Consider the following 17158-nt stretch of genomic DNA (forward strand, 5'->3'; position numbering starts at 1 on the left):
CCAGACAATTAATGTGTCGGTGAAAGGCTAGCTTGTTGGTTAAATGAATTTTTTTTGTGCAGAAGCATAGTTTTTAGGCAGATCATCCGCTATGTGTAGCCTTGGAGGAAATCTTCGGAATTCCATATGCTCCAACCTTGGAAAACCCCAGATTTCCTTCCCAATTAAATGTGACATCCGTGGTGTGTGATGCTGACCGCAAAAGGTCAGTGTTTCGGTTCTGGCAAACAGGACCGGGAAAAAGGGAAATTGGACATGAAAGCCCGTAAAGACGACCCGAAACGGGAAGTCATCGACAAAGTTGTCGAACAAATCCAACAGCGTTTAAAAGGCAAAATGGCGAAGGATGCGGAAGCGTTCGTTCGCCTTTTTTACAAGGATGTTCCGCCCGACGACGTGGCGGGTCGATCTATCGACTCGCTTTATGGCGCGGCGTTGACGCTTTACAAATTCGCACAAAAGCGTCCTTCGGCTGATGCGGCCAAGATCCGGGTCTATAACCCTGATCTTGAAGAGCACGGCTGGAAATCAGATCACACCGTGATCGAGATGATCAATACGGACATGCCGTTTCTGGTCGACTCGGTTACATCCGCCCTGCATGACCTTGATCTGACCGTTCATCTGGTCATTCACCCGATCATGCGGATCAAGCGCGACGGCAAGGGCGAACTTGACGTCGTTGCCTCGGTCGAAGACTCCGATGCGCCCCGTGAATCGGTCATGCATCTTGAAATCGACGAACAGACCGACGAAGCCGTGCTTAATAAAGTACGCGCCCGTCTTGATGATGTTTTGACCGATGTCGGTCTTGCTGTGCGTGACTGGAAACAGATGCTCAGCAAAGTCACCGACGTTCTGGATGAAATTAAAACAGCCCCGAAAACCATCCCCGCCGATGATCGCAAGGAAGCCGAGGAATTCCTGGGCTGGCTGCATAACGACCATTTCACCTTCCTGGGCTACCGCGAATATAAATTTGGCGGTGGTGCCAAAAAGTCCGCTGGTAACGTAAGTGTTCAGAACCAGCTTGGTATTCTGGCGCGCGAAGGCACGCATGTTTTTGACGAGTTGCGCCAGATCGGCAACCTGTCGGACGAGGTAAAGGATTTTGTTACCAAACCCAGTCTCTTGATGGTGACCAAAGCCAACAAACAATCGACAGTTCATCGGTCTGTTCATCTTGATACCATTGTCGTCAAACAGTTCGACGCCAAAGGCAAGGTGATTGGCCAGCATCTGTTCGTCGGTCTGTTTACCTCAGTTGCCTATAACCTCAGCCCGCGTTTGATCCCGCTTTTGCGCAAAAAACTGGATGAAACGATTGCCCGCGCCGGCTTCCCGCCCGCCGGTCATGACGCCAAGGCACTGGTCAATATTCTTGAAACCTTCCCGCGTGATGAGCTGTTTCAGGTCGAACTTGATGATCTGTACCATACCTGCATGGGGATATTGCACCTGCAGGAACGCCAACGGATTGCGCTTTTTGTCCGGCGTGATGCGTTTGAACGGTTCGTCTCCTGTCAGCTGTTCTGCCCGCGTGATCGTTTCTCGACCAAATTGCGGATCAAATTCCAGAAGGTCATCGAAGACGCCTTTGAGGGCAAGGTTTCAGCCCACTACACCCTGATTGGCGACAGCCCGCTTGCGCGGTTGCATTTGCTGGTGAAAACCACGCCGGGTGAATTGCCGGAATACGATGTGACCGACATCGAACGTCAGCTTGTTGAAACTGCACGCGACTGGGCCGATACGTTGCGTCAGGTTCTTGTGCGTGAAATGGGCGAAGAACGTGGCTTGGCACTGTATCGCAAATACGGCGAAAGCTTCTCAAGCGACTATCGCGATCGTTTCACCGTTGAAAGTGCCGCACTTGATGTTGAGCGCATCGAAGACGTGATGAAGGCCTTTGATATCCGGGTGAACCTGTATCGCCCGATTGAGGCCGCCGAGAACGAGCTTCGGTTTAAAATCTATAATCCGGGCATGCCTGTGCCGCTGTCCGATGTGTTGCCGATGCTTGAAAACATGGGGCTTAAGGTCATCACCGAGAATCCGTTCACGGTGGAGCCGCGCGACGTTGATATCAATGTGCGTATCCATGATTTCGGCGTGGTTGTGGATGGTGAATTCCACCTGCATGACGTGCGTGACAAGTTCCAGGAACTGTTTGTCCGCATGTGGCACGGTGAAGTGGAAAATGACGCCTTTAACCGTCTTGTCCTGCTGGGCGGTTTGCATTGGCGCGAAGTCGTGATCCTGCGCACCTATTCGCGCTACATGCGTCAGATGGGATCGGCCTTCTCGCAGGACTATATGGCCAAGACTCTTGCCAATAATCCGACACTGGCATCCGCCCTCGTCAGCCTGTTTGTTGCCCGCTTTGACCCGGATCGTGATCCGGGACTGGTGGCCGAGGCCGAAGCCATCGAAGGCGATATCATCACCAAGCTTGAAGATGTGATGAACCCGGACGAAGACCGCATTTTGCGCGCCTTCCTTAATCTGGTTCAGGCAACTTTGCGCACCAACTTCTTCCAGTATGGTGCGGATGGGAATCCCAAGCCGTATCTGTCGGTCAAATTCAATTCGGGCATGGTCGAAGATTTGCCGCTTCCGCGTCCGTGGCGCGAAATATTTGTTTATTCTCCGCGGGTCGAAGCTGTTCACCTGCGCGGGGGGCCGGTTGCCCGTGGTGGGATCCGCTGGTCCGACCGTCAGGAGGATTTCCGCACCGAAATTCTCGGTCTGGTCAAAGCCCAGATGGTCAAGAATGCGGTGATTGTACCCGTCGGGTCAAAGGGCGGTTTTGTTGTCAAACGCCCGCCGGTCGATGGTACGCGCGAAGCCTTCCTTGAAGAAGGCATTGCTTGTTACAAAACACTGATGAGCGGGATGCTCGATATCACCGACAATATTGTTGCCGGTGATATTGTTGCCCCCGAACGGGTACGCCGTCTTGATGACGATGATCCCTATCTGGTGGTTGCCGCCGATAAGGGGACTGCGACGTTCTCAGATATCGCGAATGGTGTGGCGCGTGATTATGGCTTCTGGCTTGACGATGCCTTCGCATCGGGCGGCTCGCAGGGCTATGACCATAAGAAAATGGGCATCACGGCGCGTGGGGCATGGGAATCTGTCAAACGTCACTTCCGCGAAATGGGCAAGGACATCCAGAAAACCCCGTTCACCGTGGCCGGTGTTGGCGATATGTCAGGCGATGTGTTTGGCAACGGCATGTTGCTGTCTGAGCAAATCAAACTGACCGCCGCCTTTAACCACATGCATATTTTTGTCGATCCGGAGCCGGATATGGCAAAAAGCTTTGCTGAACGCCAGCGCCTGTTTGATCTGCCGCGTTCTGGGTGGGGCGATTACGACAAAAAGACCCTGTCCAAAGGCGGGGATATTTTTGATCGCAAAGCCAAAACCCTTGATCCATCGCCAGAAGTCCGCAAGTTGCTGGGTCTTGAGACGGGCAAGGTGACACCCGCCGATATGATGAAGGCCATCCTGAAATCTGACGTCGAACTTCTGTGGTTTGGCGGGATCGGGACCTATATCAAATCGCATGCGGAAACCAATGCCGACGCAGGCGACCGTGCCAATGATGCCATTCGCATCAATGGCCGTGAAATTCGCGCAAAGGTCATTGGCGAGGGGGCCAACCTTGGCGCCACACAGCGGGGCCGTATCGAGTATGCACATGCCGGTGGTCGTTTGAATACTGACGCCATCGATAATGCTGCGGGTGTGAATTGCTCGGACCATGAGGTCAACATCAAGATCCTTGTTGGCGAAGTTGTCGCCGCCGGGGACATGACCGAAAAGCAGCGCAACAAGCTTCTGGTCGAAATGACCGATGAGGTCGGTGATCTTGTTCTGCGTGACAATTATCTGCAAAGTCAGGCGATCTCGAACACCTATGCGGCAAGTGCGGATGTGCTTGATGCTCAGGTGCGCCTGATCCGGATGCTGGAACGCGAAGGGCGGCTTAACCGCGAGATCGAATATCTTCCAGATGACGAAGAACTTGCAAAACGTGCCAGCAACCACGAAGGCCTGACACGGCCCGAAGTTTCGGTTCTGATGCCCTATGCCAAACTTTGGCTGTATGACGAGGTGCTGGAATCTGATTTGCCAGACGATCCGATTTTGGTCGAAGAACTGGTGCGCTATTTCCCGACACCGGTGCGTAAAAAATACGCCGATGCGATTTCAGAACACCGTCTGAAACGTGAAATCATTGCCACCGTTGCGACCAACAGTCTGGTCAACCGGGTCGGGGGCACATTTGTTCACGACATGATGGAAGCCACGGGTCTTTCGGCTGTGGATGTGTCGCGCGGATATTTGATTACCCGTGCGGTGTTTGGTCTGCGTGATATCTGGGCCGGGATTGAGGCCCTTGATAACGTGGTTCTGGCCAAACTTCAGATCGGTATGTTCCGCGACATCAACCGGATGGTCAATCATGTCACCCAATGGTTCCTGCGCAACTGCGAGGAACTTAATGTTGGGGCCAAGATCGAGATGTTCCGCCCGGCAGTGTCAAAGGTGATTGAAGCCTTTGACGATATTGTGCCGGTTGATGCCGGTTTCAGAACGTCGCTGGATCAAAAGGCACAATCCCTGGTCGCGCAAGGTGTGCCCGAAGATTTGGCACGCCGCGTGGCATCCATGGCGCAGATGGTGGCGATTTGTGATGTCGTCCGCATTGCCGAGGCCACGGGCCGGGATGTGATCGAAGTCGGGGCCACCTACTTTGCAGTGGGGGCACGGTTCCAGCTTGGTCTGATGCGGGCAGCCGCCGATTCAATCGAAGCCGAAACCCATTGGCAGAAACTCGCCCGTGCAGCGGTGGTTGACGATCTTTATGGTCATCAGCGTGAATTGACCCGTGCGGTTCTTGGTGCGGGCAAAAAGGGCGCATCGGGTGCCGAGCTGGTTGATAAGTGGGTGGATGCCCATCAACGGGGTTGTGCGCGCTGTGATGAACTGATCAATGAGCTGCGGGCCGCAGGTCAGATTGATCTCTCCATGATCACCGTTGCCAACCGTCAGATCAGGGCTTTGACCGGCGCCTGATCACGCTGCACGGTTCATGTCAGTATCTATGTCAGGAGGGCGCATTTCGGGCCCTCCTTTCTTTTGTGTGGTCATCGGGCATGTTTGGCCGATGTGGTGTCGCAGAACGGCGGAAAATACCGCTATGACGGCTGCTATGCGTTTTTAACTCATCCCGGCTTAGCGCATTGAATTTGCAAACATTACTGTCATCCTGTTGCCATTATTACATGATGAAGTGACAATATATCCGGTCATTTACTTGAAAAATACCGACCGGTTCGTATATTCGTTACATACATAAAAAAATTAGGTCAAAGCCATGAGGAACGCTGCAGAAACCCGGATCAAGCTGCTTGAGACAGCCATGGAGCTGTTAACGACCCGTAGTTACCACGATATCGGCGTCAGCGACGTCTGCAAACATGCCGGTGTCACCAAGGGCGCGTTCTATCATCACTTTGACAGCAAGGCCGCCTTGTTTGCCGCGTCTGCGCGACAGCATTGGGAAAAGGGCAAGGACGAGCTCCGTTCGATCTTTTCGCCCGATATTTCCCCGATTGAGCAACTGAACCGCTATATCGATCTGGTCTGTAGCAAGCAGGAAAAATACGCAATCCCCGGTGAAAGCGAAGTCTGTGTCTGTCCGATTTTCACCGCAGGTGGTCAGGTCGGACCCGAAGATATCGAAATTCAGGATTGCTCACGCGAACTGGCCGAAGAACAGATCAAATACCTTGCATCCATGGTGCGTGGCCTCAAAGGCGAGGGCATGCTCAGCGAGGATGGAGATGTCACAACACTGGCGCGCATGATTTTCCAGTATGTCCACGGGCTTTTGACCTATGGCAAGGTTTTTAATGATCTTGATACTGTTCGGTCTGATCTGCGTGAAGGCATCTGTCGAATCCTCAATTTACAATGTAAATTCAGGGATGTAAGCTCTTCTGACGCGGCCTGATGTTTCGGATGCGTTCTAAAATAATTTAAAAAATAACCACTTTTTTGCCTTCTTCCCCTTGCAAGCAAACCGATCGGTATGCATCTATCGGTCAAACAGTCCGCAATATGTGCGGCTCACGCTTTTGGAAGATGGAAAGATGCAGTCTCGATCAAAACGCAAAATATTGCTGCCCGCGGCCGTTCTGGCGCTGGCAGTTGCCGCCGGTGGATATGGCTTGCATGTCACCGGTTCCGCCGCTGATGAGGTCGCGGTTCAGTCCGCACCCATGGCAACACCGGTCACCGTTTCCGATGTAAAAAGTAATTCTGTTCGTCTCTGGAGCAACTTTTCCGGCCGCCTGAGTGCGGTTGAGGAAGTCCAGTTGCGCCCGCAGGTCAGTGGTGCGATCGTCAAAATCGGTTTTGAAGACGGTCAGTTGGTCAAGCAGGGCGATATTCTTGCCGTGATTGACCCGCGCAGCTATCAGGCCGCAGTTGATGAAGCGCGCGCAGAACTTTCCGTTGCCCGTCAAAACCTGTCGCTGGCCTCCAAGGAAAAGGAACGTGCGGAAAAGCTGGTGTCCAATGGCACGGTGTCAAAACGTGTTTATGACGAACGGCTTAGCACCCATCAGGTCGCACAAAGTCAGGTCACCCGTGCGCAGGCACAGCTTGAACTGGCTGAAATCGAACTTGACCACGCCTATGTCAAATCCCCGATTGACGGGCGTGTCAGCCGTGTCGAAATGACCGTTGGCAATCAGGTCAATGCCGGTCCAAACGCCCCGGTTCTGACCACCATTGTCTCAACCGGGAAAATCTATGCCGATTTTGACCTTGATGAGCAGACCTTCTTTGCCAGCCTTGGCGCCAGTGGCAAGATTGATGATGCCGCGCAAAGCATTCCGGTCAATATGACGCTGTCGAACGGCCGCCATGTTTCTGGCCACGTACACAGCTTTGACAACCGTATTGATGCGCGCACCGGCACCATCCGGACCCGGGCACTGTTTGACAATCTTGATGGCACCCTTCTGCCGGGCACCTTTGCCAGTCTGGAACTTGGCACGCTTGCCAAGGAAGAAGTCATCATGATCCCGCCCGAGGCGATCAGCACCGATCAGGATCGTAAATTCGTCTATGTCGTTCAGCCCGACAACACGGTTGCCTATCGTCAGGTGATGCTGGGGTCTGAACTCAACGGCATGCGGATTGTCACATCCGGTCTTGAGATTGGTGAACTTGTCATTGTGAACGGCATCATGAAGGTTCGTCCCGGTATGTCCGTCGCCCCCGAAATTCTGCAGGCCTCAGCATCCTGAGGGGTGCTTTACTGCGCGCATAAGCAAGGCTGACCGTCATGCAGAACTTATCCAGATTTTTCGTGGATCGCCCGATTTTTGCAGGCGTCCTGTCCGTTCTTATCCTTTTGGCAGGCCTGATTGCCATGTGGCGTTTGCCGATTTCCGAATACCCGGAAGTCGTACCGCCAACCGTCGTGGTCCAAGCCAAATTTCCCGGTGCAAACCCCGCCGAGATTGCCGAAACTGTTGCCTCCCCGCTTGAAGAGCAAATCAACGGGGTTGAGGGGATGCTTTATATCAATTCGCTGGCGACAACCGATGGCAACCTGTCGCTGACCGTGACCTTTGAAATCGGGACCGACCCGGATCTGGCGCAGCAAAAAGTCCAGAACCGTGTATCGCAGGCCGAACCGCGTCTGCCCGATGTCGTGCGTCAGCTTGGCGTGACTGTATCAAAACAGTCGCCAGACCTGACCATGGTCGTGCATTTGCGGTCGCCCAATGAACGCTATGACATGCTGTATTTGCGCAATTACGCGACGCTGAATGTGCGGGACCGTTTGGCACGTATTGGCGGTGTCGGGCAGGTAGGGCTGTTTGGGTCAGGCGATTACGCCATGCGTGTCTGGCTAAACCCCGACAAGGTTGCTGAACGTAACCTGACGGCGGGTGAGGTGGTTGCCGCCATCCAAAGCCAGAACGTTCAGGTTGCTGCGGGGATCATTGGCGGGGCACCTTATGACACCGGCGTGCAGTTCCAGTTGCCGATCAACATTAGTGGTCGTCTGGAAACCCCCGAAGAATTCGAAGACATCATCATCAAGCGCGGTGATGATGGCACGATTACCCGTCTGGGCGATGTGGCACGGATCGAGTTGGAGGCACAGCAATATGCGCTGCGCTCCCTGCTCGATAACAAGCCCGCCGTCGCCCTGCCGATCTTTGCATCGCCCGGTTCAAACGCGCTTGATATCTCAAGCAACGTTCGGGCCGCGATGGAGGAGCTCAAACAGAACTTCCCCGAGGACCTTGATTACAGCATCGTCTATGACCCGACCGTCTTTGTACGCGGCTCGATCAAATCTGTGATCATGACCTTGCTTGAGGCCATTGCCCTTGTGGTTCTGGTGGTCACGATCTTCCTGCAAACATGGCGGGCGTCAATTATTCCGCTGCTGGCTGTGCCGGTTTCGATCATCGGGACCTTTGCGCTGATGCTGTTGATGGGCTTTTCGATCAATGTGCTGTCGCTGTTTGGTCTGATCCTTGCCATCGGGATCGTGGTCGATGATGCGATTGTCGTTGTCGAAAACGTTGAACGAAACATCGAACGCGGCTTGTCGCCGCGCGATGCAACGGTTGCGGCTATGCGCGAAGTGACCGGGCCGATCATCGCAACCTCGCTTGTGATTACCGGTGTGTTTGTGCCGATTGCCTTTATCAGTGGCCTGACCGGCCAGTTTTATCAGCAATTTGCCCTGACCATTGCGATTGCAACGATCATCTCGACGATCAATTCCCTTACCTTGAGCCCGGCCCTTTCGGCGATCTTGTTGCGCAGTCATGATGCGCCAAAGGATTGGCTGACACGCGGCATGGACTTTGTGTTTGGCTGGTTCTTCCGTGGGTTCAACCGGTTCTTTAACCGCAGCACCGATCTTTATGCCGGGGGGGTTAAGCGCCTTCTGGGTGTGAAATCGATCATGATGGTGCTTTATGTCGGCTTGCTGGCCCTGACCTATCAGGGGTTCCAGATATTGCCGAACGGCTTTGTCCCAATTCAGGACAAACAGTATCTCGTTAGTTTTGCCCAACTCCCACAGGGCGCGACACTGGACCGGACCGAAGATGTCATTCGTGAAATGTCTGACATTGCCCTTAAGGAACCCGGTGTTGAAAGTGCCGTTTCTTTCCCGGGGCTCTCGATCAACGGGTTTGTGAACAGTTCAAGTGCGGGCATTGTGTTTGTTACCCTGACTGACTTTGCCGAACGCAAAAGTGACGATCTGTCAGGCTTGGCGATTGCGGGCAAACTTCAACAGAAGTTTGGCGCGATTGATGAAGCCTTCGTTGCCATTTTCCCCGCACCACCGGTGCAGGGTCTTGGCACGGTGGGCGGGTTTAAGCTGCAGGTGGAGGATCGCTCCGATCAGGGGTATCGCGCCCTTGATGATGCCATGAAACAGGTTCTGGCCAAGGCATGGGCAGCACCTGAACTGACCGGTGTGTTCTCAAGTTACAACATCAACGTCCCGCAACTTCAGGCGTCTCTTGATCGTACAAAGGTGCAGCAACTTGGCATTCCGGTTGATGAAATCTTCCGCACAATGCAGGTCTATCTGGGCTCAATGTATGTCAATGACTTCAACACATTTGGCCGTACCTATCAGGTGATTGCACAGGCCGATAAGCCTTATCGATCCAGTCCCGAAGACATCCTGCGTCTGCAAACCCGTAATACGGATGGTGATATGGTGCCGCTTGGCAGTGTTCTTTCCGTTTCCGAAACGTTTGGGCCCGATACGGCCATGCGCTACAACGGGTTCCGGTCGGCGGATCTGAACGGCAATGCCGCACCGGGTTATTCTAGTGGTGAGGCAGAAGCCGCCATCATCAAGATACTCGATGAAACCTTGCCACCGGGCATGTCCTATGAGTGGACGGAGCTGACCTATCAGCAGATTCTGGCGGGCGATACAGCAATGTATATCTTCCCGATCTGTATCCTTCTGGTGTTCCTGGTTCTGGCCGCACAGTACGAAAGCCTGACCATGCCGCTGGCGGTCATCATGATCGTCCCGATGAGCATCCTTTCTGCTGTCTTTGGTGTCTATCTGTTTGGCGGGGATAACAACATCTTCACCCAGATCAGTCTGTTTGTTCTCGCCGGACTGGCATCAAAGAACGCGATCCTGATTGTCGAGTTCGCCCGCGAACTGGAACATCAGGGCCGCACAACACTTCAGGCCGCGATCGAGGCCAGCCGCCTGCGGTTGCGTCCGATCCTGATGACATCACTGGCCTTCATCATGGGCGTCGTGCCGCTGGTTCTGTCCAGTGGTGCCGGGGCCGAGATGCGCCACGCGATTGGTATTGCCGTTTTCTCGGGCATGCTGGGTGTGACGATATTTGGCCTGATCCTGACTCCGGTCTTTTATGTGCTCGTGCGCATGATTGGCCGGCGCGACGAAGTCCGTTCACTTAATGGGGCTGATTCCAATCAGTCTGCGGAGTAAACGGAATCGTTGCAGAAACAGCCGGGCCAACTTCCCCCCCGACCCCCGTAGGTCCGGCTGTTTCTTCCTTTTTCTGTCAGGCATTTTTGGCTTGCTCGCGCATGGCCAGAAACGCCGTTGTATTAAGCTCTATCGGGCCTTTCCACGTGCCGGCTTCTTTTGGAGACGGCGCGTTCCAGTCAATTTCGGGATGTTGTGGAAAGTTTTCGAGCGATGGCCAGCGTTCTCCCCCAAACAGCTCTTCACGGTAGTCGCCAACCGTCCCCATTGTCCCTGCCGAACCTTCCCTGACTTCCAGGCGGTCGCCATATTTGCGTTTGAGCTCGAACTCGATGCGGTTTTCTACATATTTGGTCAGTTCATCGCCGGTCAGTCCGCGCTGTTCACCTTCACTTTTGGCGATGCCGTACTCAAAACCGTAACTCATGTCGTTCGAAACGTTGGCGTTGTCAGTGCCAAAAACGGCGGTGAGTTCCCCATCCAGATAATAGGCACGGGTCACCTGTGCATCGCTGTTGTCATCAAGCCAGTTTGATAGGTTGCTTTCCGCAGTTTTTCGGATTTCCTTGAACTCTGCTTGACGGGTGAGCATACGCTCTTTCCACTCTTCGGCTGTGTATTTGGTGGTGTACTCACCGGTTTGCCCGTCAATCGGCCGAGGGAGAAGCAGCATCTGCGCCCCAGCCAAAGAAAATTGTCCCTGAATATTGACCATTTCTGTGTCTCCTGCTGTCACATGTCTGAAAAAACAAGCAACATCAGTGCCACTCATACGTGTGCTCAGGGAATCCTTTGGTATCTGCGGTGTTTGTTCTGTGATGTCGGTCACGCGGGCAAATAAGGTCAAAACCATTACGCTAAATCAGATGGTTAGTGGGAACAAACTGCCCACACCAATGGGGCAATGGCCTCATACTATTGTCAAATGATCGGTTCGTAATTGCCGGGTGCTTGCCAACGCAAAAATACGCCTTATTTTTCGTACAGATTTTTCGCCAAAAGGGTATTCGAGCATGAATTACATCCGTACAGGTTTGTTACTCGCCGGGTTGACCGCGCTGTTTGGCGTGGTCGGCATGATGATTGGCGGGCAGCAGGGCATGATCATCGCCTTGCTTTTTGCCGGTGCGATGAACGTGTTTGCCTATTGGAATTCGGATGCGATGCTGCTTCGGATGCGAAGCGCCCGCCAGGTCGATGACCGCACGGCACCGGAACTGGTCTCGATGGTGCGTGAATTGTCGCAGAATGCCGGTTTGCCAATGCCCAAGGTCTATGTGGTTGAAAATCCACAGCCCAATGCCTTTGCCACCGGACGTAATCCGGAAAATGCGGCCGTGGCGGCAACCACCGGATTGCTCAAGCTTTTGGACCGCAATGAGATCGCCGGGGTCATGGCCCATGAACTGGCCCATGTTAAAAATCGCGATACCCTGACCATGACAATTACCGCGACCATCGCCGGTGCCATTTCTGCCTTGGCGAATTTTGCAATGTTTGCCGGTATCTTTGGCGGTCATCGGAACGACAACAACAATCCGCTTGGCGGCTTTGGCATGATTTTGGTCGCCATTCTGGCCCCGCTTGGCGCGATGTTGGTTCAGATGGCCATTTCACGTACCCGCGAATACCAAGCCGATAAAATGGGCGCGGAGATTTGCCGCCATCCATTATGGCTGGCCAGTGCCTTGAACAAGCTTGATAAAGGCGTTCACGCCATCCCCAATCAGGATGCAGAACGCAACCCGGCAACCGCGCACATGTATATCGCCAACCCACTGTCGGGAAAGGGGATGGACAGTTTGTTTTCAACCCATCCCGATATGGCCAACCGCATTGCCCGCCTTAAAGCCATGACTGTTCCGGTGACAGATCAAACAGTTGATCAACCTGCCCATTCTGGGCCGTGGCAGACACAGTCTCGCAATCAGAATACCCGTCGACAACGAAGACGCCCTTGGAACTAAAACATAAAATAATGCCGATTTATCAGACATTTGTCAGTATTGATTATGTTTTCGGGTGGCGAACTCCTATCCTTCAGTATCGTGAAAACCGGTATTGAGTGCATTGACCCCAATTGACTCGCGGCAGACAATGGACCCGTAACTCTTTGTCGGGCTTTTGTTTTCCAATTCGCAATGCGTGATCACGGATAAGGGATGTAATGGCTGGTTTCTGGTCTGTCGTTGGTCTTGCGATCAAGTCGCTGTTCGCAGGCCAAGACGCAAACGGGCATACTGGCGACGTTGTGACATCTGATTCTGATGTGACAACGTCAGAACCGGAACCGTCATACCGCTATGCCATTGCGCGCTTTTCCGGTGCTAACCCTGCCAATGCCAACCCTGCTAATGCGGGTGCTGCAGGGGGTGCAACACCGACCAACCCTGAACAGCCTGATGCCATTGCCAATATTCTTTCGCGCAGTCTTGCATCGATTCCAGACAGTCAGGTCGTTCTGGTAAATCAGTTTTTTGCGCCGAACCCCGATGTTGCGGATCCCTTTCAGGCCATACGTGAAACCCAGCTTGGCGTGTTGAACGTTGCCCATCAGCGTGATGCGCAAGCAATGTTCTGGGGAAGGCAAAACGATGCCGCCGGCCAGCTTGAAGTTCACCTGATCAGCGATGAACTGGCATCGTCGCTTTATGGCCTGATCATGCCGCTGACCCATTGTTTCAAGCTGCCTGAACATCACGATACGACAGAAGCCCTGTGTATCTTACTTTCCGCAGAACTTGTTCATCAGGCGCGTGGCAGTGAAATGCGCGCCCAGCAGATGGCGCGCCTGACCTCGCACCTTGAAGATCTTCTGGAACGCATTCAGAAGGGCGATACGTTTGATGCTGCGGGCCCCGGCGTGGCAACGGCCTATGCCTTTGCGGCCTATGTTCTGGCTGAAACCGGTGATCGCAAGTATTGCGCGACGGCGATGCGCGTGATTGAGCCCCAAATCCGTCAGATTCTTAAGGCCGCCGGGGATCAACCTGTCGAGAAGGCCGCCGTGAAGGCTGCGGCGCCATCGGGTCTGCTGGGCGAAAAACTGCACCATAAGGAAGTCGTCGTCAAAGAAGCCAGCACCGAGGAACTCATTGCCGGGATCAGCGATTTTGACAAGGTCGATTGCCAGAAAACAGCCATTCTTGCGCTCTATGGCGGGTTGGTGAATTGGTCGTTGGTCAGCAACATGCAGGCAGGTACGGGGACCTTGGCCATCGCACTATGGAAGTTCCTTGTCCGGCGCTTTGAATTGACCGGCGGATCGGCCGCCGATTGTGCGACGGCGATTTGCCGGGTGGGCGAAGCATTGGTTGCCCATGCCAAAGAAACCGAAAACGCCAAACTCGCCGATAGTGGTGTCGTGCAGTTTCGCCGGGCAATTGGCATGATCAGCAACCGGTCGCATGCGGCACTATATGCAATTGCGGCCTATGGTCTGGCGGAGTCCATCGTCGCATCGGCCCTGATCAATGATATCCATATTCCCGATGAACAGGTCATTCCTGTGTATCAGGCATCGCTCAAGGTCTGTGCCCGGCGGGATCAGCCCTATATCTGGGGGCGGACAATGTTTGCACTGGCCTCGGTTCAACTGATGAATGGCAGCCAGGGCAAGGATGCAAAGATGACGGGGCTGGCGCGTGTCAGCTTCTCGCAAGCGTACGAAGCTTTTACCGATGCCGGGGCCAAGGGGGCTGCTCGCGCCGCATCGGGTGGCTATACCCGGGCGGAAAACATGCTGTCCCAGTTGTCCCATCGCAAGGCCGTGATGGATGCGACCGGGGGTGAGAACAATCAGGAATCCACCGGGTCCTGATCGATCATTGGTTTGATCTTGGGCATCCTGTTTTTACGATGTCGCGACGGTTTTCCTTGGGGCAAGTTTCATGCAGGCAAAAGAAAACCCCGCAGCTTGCACTGCGGGGTTTCTGACTGCGAATGCGTAACGCATTCTACTCGCGGCTTGCGCCGAAGAAGTGCAGCAACATGATAAACAGGTTCACGAAGTCAAGATAAAGACGCAGGGCACCGAACAGGGCTTTCTTGCCCGAGGTCGCGGTGTCGTCATGTTCGTGATACTCTTCCTTGATGCGCTGGGTGTCATAGGCGGTAAGGCCCGTGAAGATCAGTACACCAGCAGCCGAGATGATGAACTGCAACATCGTGCTCGCGAGGAAGATGTTGACCACCATGGCAATGATGATGCCGATCAGACCCATGAACAGGAAGCTGCCCCAGCCCGACAGATCTTTCTTGGTGGTGTAGCCAAACAGGCTCATCGCACCAAAAGTACCTGCGGTGATGAAGAAGGTCCGGGCAATCGACTCACCGGTATAAACCAGGAAGATCGATGAAAGCGACAGACCCATCAGGGCGGCATAAATCCAGAACGTCGTCTGTGCAGCGCCAAAGCTCATTTTGTGAATGCGCGCGCTCAGGAAGAACACCAGCCCGATCGGGGCCAGCATCACAATCCACTGCAGTCCTGTACCGAAAATAGCCTGCATCAGGGTTGGGCTGGTGGACACTGCCATCGCGACCACACCGGTCAGAGCCAGTGCGGATGCCATGTAGTTATAAACACTTAGCATATAGGCGCGGAGACCTGCATCGATCTCGGCCGCCGACCGGCCAACCGAGACGTCATAGCCGCGTTGACGCGTTTCAAAAGCCATTGAAATCCCTCTTTGATCCAATTGTGAGCAGAACACTGATAGTATCCTGCAATGGTCAAAATATGGCAGAATTTCCACGAAAAGCAACGGTTTGCCCGATTGATGCCCCTTGCGGGAATATATGTTGTGATCTTGTTCACTTCGCGCTTGGGCGCGACAATCGTTCAAAAAAGCGCTAATATGCTTGAATGCAGGGGGTAATCACGCAGTGACAGCAAGATACAAAGGCTCAACCTGCCATGTCCGGGCCAAGTTCGATCAAAAACGTTAAGCGACTTCAAAACCTTATCGCCGAACGCCTGTCTGGGCGTTTATCGGGATTAAGCATGGCTGCGCTTGCGGGTTTGGCGTTGTTTTGTATTGTCTTGCCAAATGGCGGTCGGGCGCAGAATGCCAATCTGACGGCGAACCCGGATTCGGGCGCCATCCCGGTTTTTACCGACAAATATCCTCAATCCGAATTTTGTGCCGATCCCGATCAGGCCGCACCTTGTACTGTTGCGCCGGTCGATGTGCCTGAATTTGACGCCAGTTTCATTTACCGGTTTTTGGCCTACGAAGCCCAACGACCCTTTGACCGGTTTTCCTGGCAGTCCTTTGTTGCGGTAACCTCGTCTGATCCAACTGGGAACGGTCTTGCGCGATGGGAAACATATCCCACCAGACGCGATCTGTTTTCCGAGGTTGCCATGCCGAACCCGACCTGCGGCAACGGTCTGCCCGATGGGGCCTTACTGTTGGCCAGTCATGTCCAATCAAGCGGTGACATTCTGGTCGATCAGGCCGGGAATTTCATTTTGTATGAAACCCGCATCAATCCGGTCGCGGCCAATTACATTCGCCAAAACGGACTGGACCACGAATCCGGACGTCTGGAGTTTGCCAATGCCGGACAACCGGTTGATTTTCCCATGGGGCATGGTCCCAACACCCGCGTTTCAAACACCGGCAGTTTTGCCAAAGGCGTGATCAAGACGGCTTCGGCGTCTGACTCTGCTGATGCTGTGGTTGCCGATGCGGCTGTTGATGCGCGCAAAAACAGTGTCATGGGCGCACAGCTTTTGAAATTTGCCTGGCGTATTTTGCCCGATGGACTGTCAGGAGATCGCTATTTCACCCGTGCGGCACGCATTGCCTTGGATGGGGATGTCACTCTTGATGGCAAGCCCACCTGCCTTGATGTGACGGTCGGGCTTGTCGGAATGCATCTGGTTGAACGTGTGACCAGCGGCAACGGGGATCGCTGGATCTGGTCGAGTTTCGAACATGTTGGCACGGTGCCACTGGCAGCCAACGCGCGACGCCCCAATAGCATCATCACCGATACACCGTTTGCCGACGGCTGTTTGGCCCCCGATCCGGTCGGGCTCCAAACCCCGACCGACGGGTTCCTTTTTTATGGTGGCCGAACCGGGGCAGGGGGGCAGGCCAATCAATCCATTCAAGCGGACCTTCGATGGGATGATCATGCACCATATGCCCGCACAGCGTCGGGGGGTACTGTGGTGCCGCCCGATATTGTTAGGTGTTGGCGATTGTTTTCCGGAACGGCCGAAGCCAACTTTGTCTGGCAAGCCAAACTGGAAGGCACGGTTTGGGCAAATTACATGCTGTTGGGCACGCAATGGATCGGCAATCCGGGCGGGGCCCCGTTTGGTGTTGGCGAAGTGCCGCGTTTTCTAACCAACAGTGCCCTTGAAAGCTTTATCCAGCATCATAGTGATGCGACCTGCCTTGGCTGCCATGTCAATGCGGTAACCGACGCCGGGCAAACGGCCAACTTTACGTTTCTGCTTGATCCTGCACGCTGAGGGTACTGAGCTGACCGTTGCTCAGACAGACCTTCCAATTTTCTCTGATTGGCACTAGCATGCTGCGAAAATCTGCCGCAGCCAAAAAACAAATAACAGTGGCAGATACAGGGAGG

9 protein-coding genes are annotated in these 17158 nt (G+C 54.0%); 7 read left to right on the plus strand and 2 right to left on the minus strand.

Annotation, left to right across the window (positions count from 1 at the left end; translation table 11 throughout):
* The first annotated feature begins 255 nt into the window (after positions 1 to 255).
* From AMM48_RS09200 to AMM48_RS09215, 4 genes are all read left to right on the plus strand, one after another.
* Positions 256 to 5091 carry an NAD-glutamate dehydrogenase gene (locus AMM48_RS09200; RefSeq protein ID WP_102783772.1) on the plus strand — a complete coding sequence of 1612 codons (4836 nt, stop codon included), beginning with the start codon at positions 256 to 258 and terminating at the stop codon, positions 5089 to 5091.
* Positions 5092 to 5392: 301 nt separating this feature from the next.
* The gene (locus AMM48_RS09205; protein WP_022732701.1) at positions 5393 to 6031 is read left to right on the plus strand and encodes a TetR/AcrR family transcriptional regulator; all 639 of its coding nucleotides are present in this window, start codon (positions 5393 to 5395) and stop codon (positions 6029 to 6031) included.
* A 139-nt stretch (positions 6032 to 6170) separates the two neighbouring features.
* Complete coding sequence (locus tag AMM48_RS09210; RefSeq protein WP_102783773.1) at positions 6171 to 7334, plus strand: efflux RND transporter periplasmic adaptor subunit; 1164 nt, start codon at positions 6171 to 6173, stop codon at positions 7332 to 7334.
* Between the two features lie 38 nt (positions 7335 to 7372).
* Positions 7373 to 10552 carry a multidrug efflux RND transporter permease subunit gene (locus tag AMM48_RS09215; RefSeq protein ID WP_102783774.1) on the plus strand — a complete coding sequence of 1060 codons (3180 nt, stop codon included), beginning with the start codon at positions 7373 to 7375 and terminating at the stop codon, positions 10550 to 10552.
* A 76-nt stretch (positions 10553 to 10628) separates the two neighbouring features.
* On the opposite strand, the gene AMM48_RS09220 is transcribed toward AMM48_RS09215, so the two are convergent.
* On the minus strand, positions 10629 to 11267 hold the full coding sequence (locus AMM48_RS09220; protein WP_102783775.1) for a hypothetical protein: 639 nt from the start codon (positions 11265 to 11267) through the stop codon (positions 10629 to 10631).
* Positions 11268 to 11565: 298 nt separating this feature from the next.
* On the opposite strand from AMM48_RS09220, the gene htpX reads away from it, so the two are divergent.
* Both htpX and AMM48_RS09230 read left to right on the plus strand, forming a co-directional pair.
* Positions 11566 to 12519, plus strand: coding sequence for a zinc metalloprotease HtpX (htpX, locus tag AMM48_RS09225; RefSeq protein WP_102783776.1), 954 nt, complete (start codon positions 11566 to 11568; stop codon positions 12517 to 12519).
* 200 nt (positions 12520 to 12719) lie between these two features.
* The gene (locus tag AMM48_RS09230; protein ID WP_102783777.1) at positions 12720 to 14372 is read left to right on the plus strand and encodes a hypothetical protein; all 1653 of its coding nucleotides are present in this window, start codon (positions 12720 to 12722) and stop codon (positions 14370 to 14372) included.
* Between the two features lie 136 nt (positions 14373 to 14508).
* Here AMM48_RS09230 and AMM48_RS09235 read toward each other — a convergent pair whose 3' ends face one another.
* Positions 14509 to 15231 carry a Bax inhibitor-1/YccA family protein gene (locus AMM48_RS09235; RefSeq protein WP_102783778.1) on the minus strand — a complete coding sequence of 241 codons (723 nt, stop codon included), beginning with the start codon at positions 15229 to 15231 and terminating at the stop codon, positions 14509 to 14511.
* A 326-nt stretch (positions 15232 to 15557) separates the two neighbouring features.
* Between AMM48_RS09235 and AMM48_RS09240 the strand changes: the two genes are divergently transcribed.
* Positions 15558 to 17042: a hypothetical protein gene (locus AMM48_RS09240; RefSeq protein ID WP_102783829.1), complete on the plus strand. Its 1485-nt coding sequence runs from the start codon at positions 15558 to 15560 to the stop codon at positions 17040 to 17042.
* Positions 17043 to 17158 lie beyond the last annotated feature (116 nt).

The organism is Thalassospira sp. GB04J01, from assembly GCF_000751115.1.
Classification (GTDB): domain Bacteria; phylum Pseudomonadota; class Alphaproteobacteria; order Rhodospirillales; family Thalassospiraceae; genus Thalassospira; species Thalassospira lucentensis.

Coding starts and splice junctions, on each gene's coding strand:
- AMM48_RS09200 (WP_102783772.1), top strand. CDS start 256: ATGAAAGCCCGTAAAGACGACCCGAAACGGGAAGTCATCGACAAAGTT.
- AMM48_RS09205 (WP_022732701.1), top strand. CDS start 5,393: ATGAGGAACGCTGCAGAAACCCGGATCAAGCTGCTTGAGACAGCCATG.
- AMM48_RS09210 (WP_102783773.1), top strand. CDS start 6,171: ATGCAGTCTCGATCAAAACGCAAAATATTGCTGCCCGCGGCCGTTCTG.
- AMM48_RS09215 (WP_102783774.1), top strand. CDS start 7,373: ATGCAGAACTTATCCAGATTTTTCGTGGATCGCCCGATTTTTGCAGGC.
- AMM48_RS09220 (WP_102783775.1), bottom strand. CDS start 11,267: ATGGTCAATATTCAGGGACAATTTTCTTTGGCTGGGGCGCAGATGCTG.
- htpX (WP_102783776.1), top strand. CDS start 11,566: ATGAATTACATCCGTACAGGTTTGTTACTCGCCGGGTTGACCGCGCTG.
- AMM48_RS09230 (WP_102783777.1), top strand. CDS start 12,720: ATGGCTGGTTTCTGGTCTGTCGTTGGTCTTGCGATCAAGTCGCTGTTC.
- AMM48_RS09235 (WP_102783778.1), bottom strand. CDS start 15,231: ATGGCTTTTGAAACGCGTCAACGCGGCTATGACGTCTCGGTTGGCCGG.
- AMM48_RS09240 (WP_102783829.1), top strand. CDS start 15,558: ATGGCTGCGCTTGCGGGTTTGGCGTTGTTTTGTATTGTCTTGCCAAAT.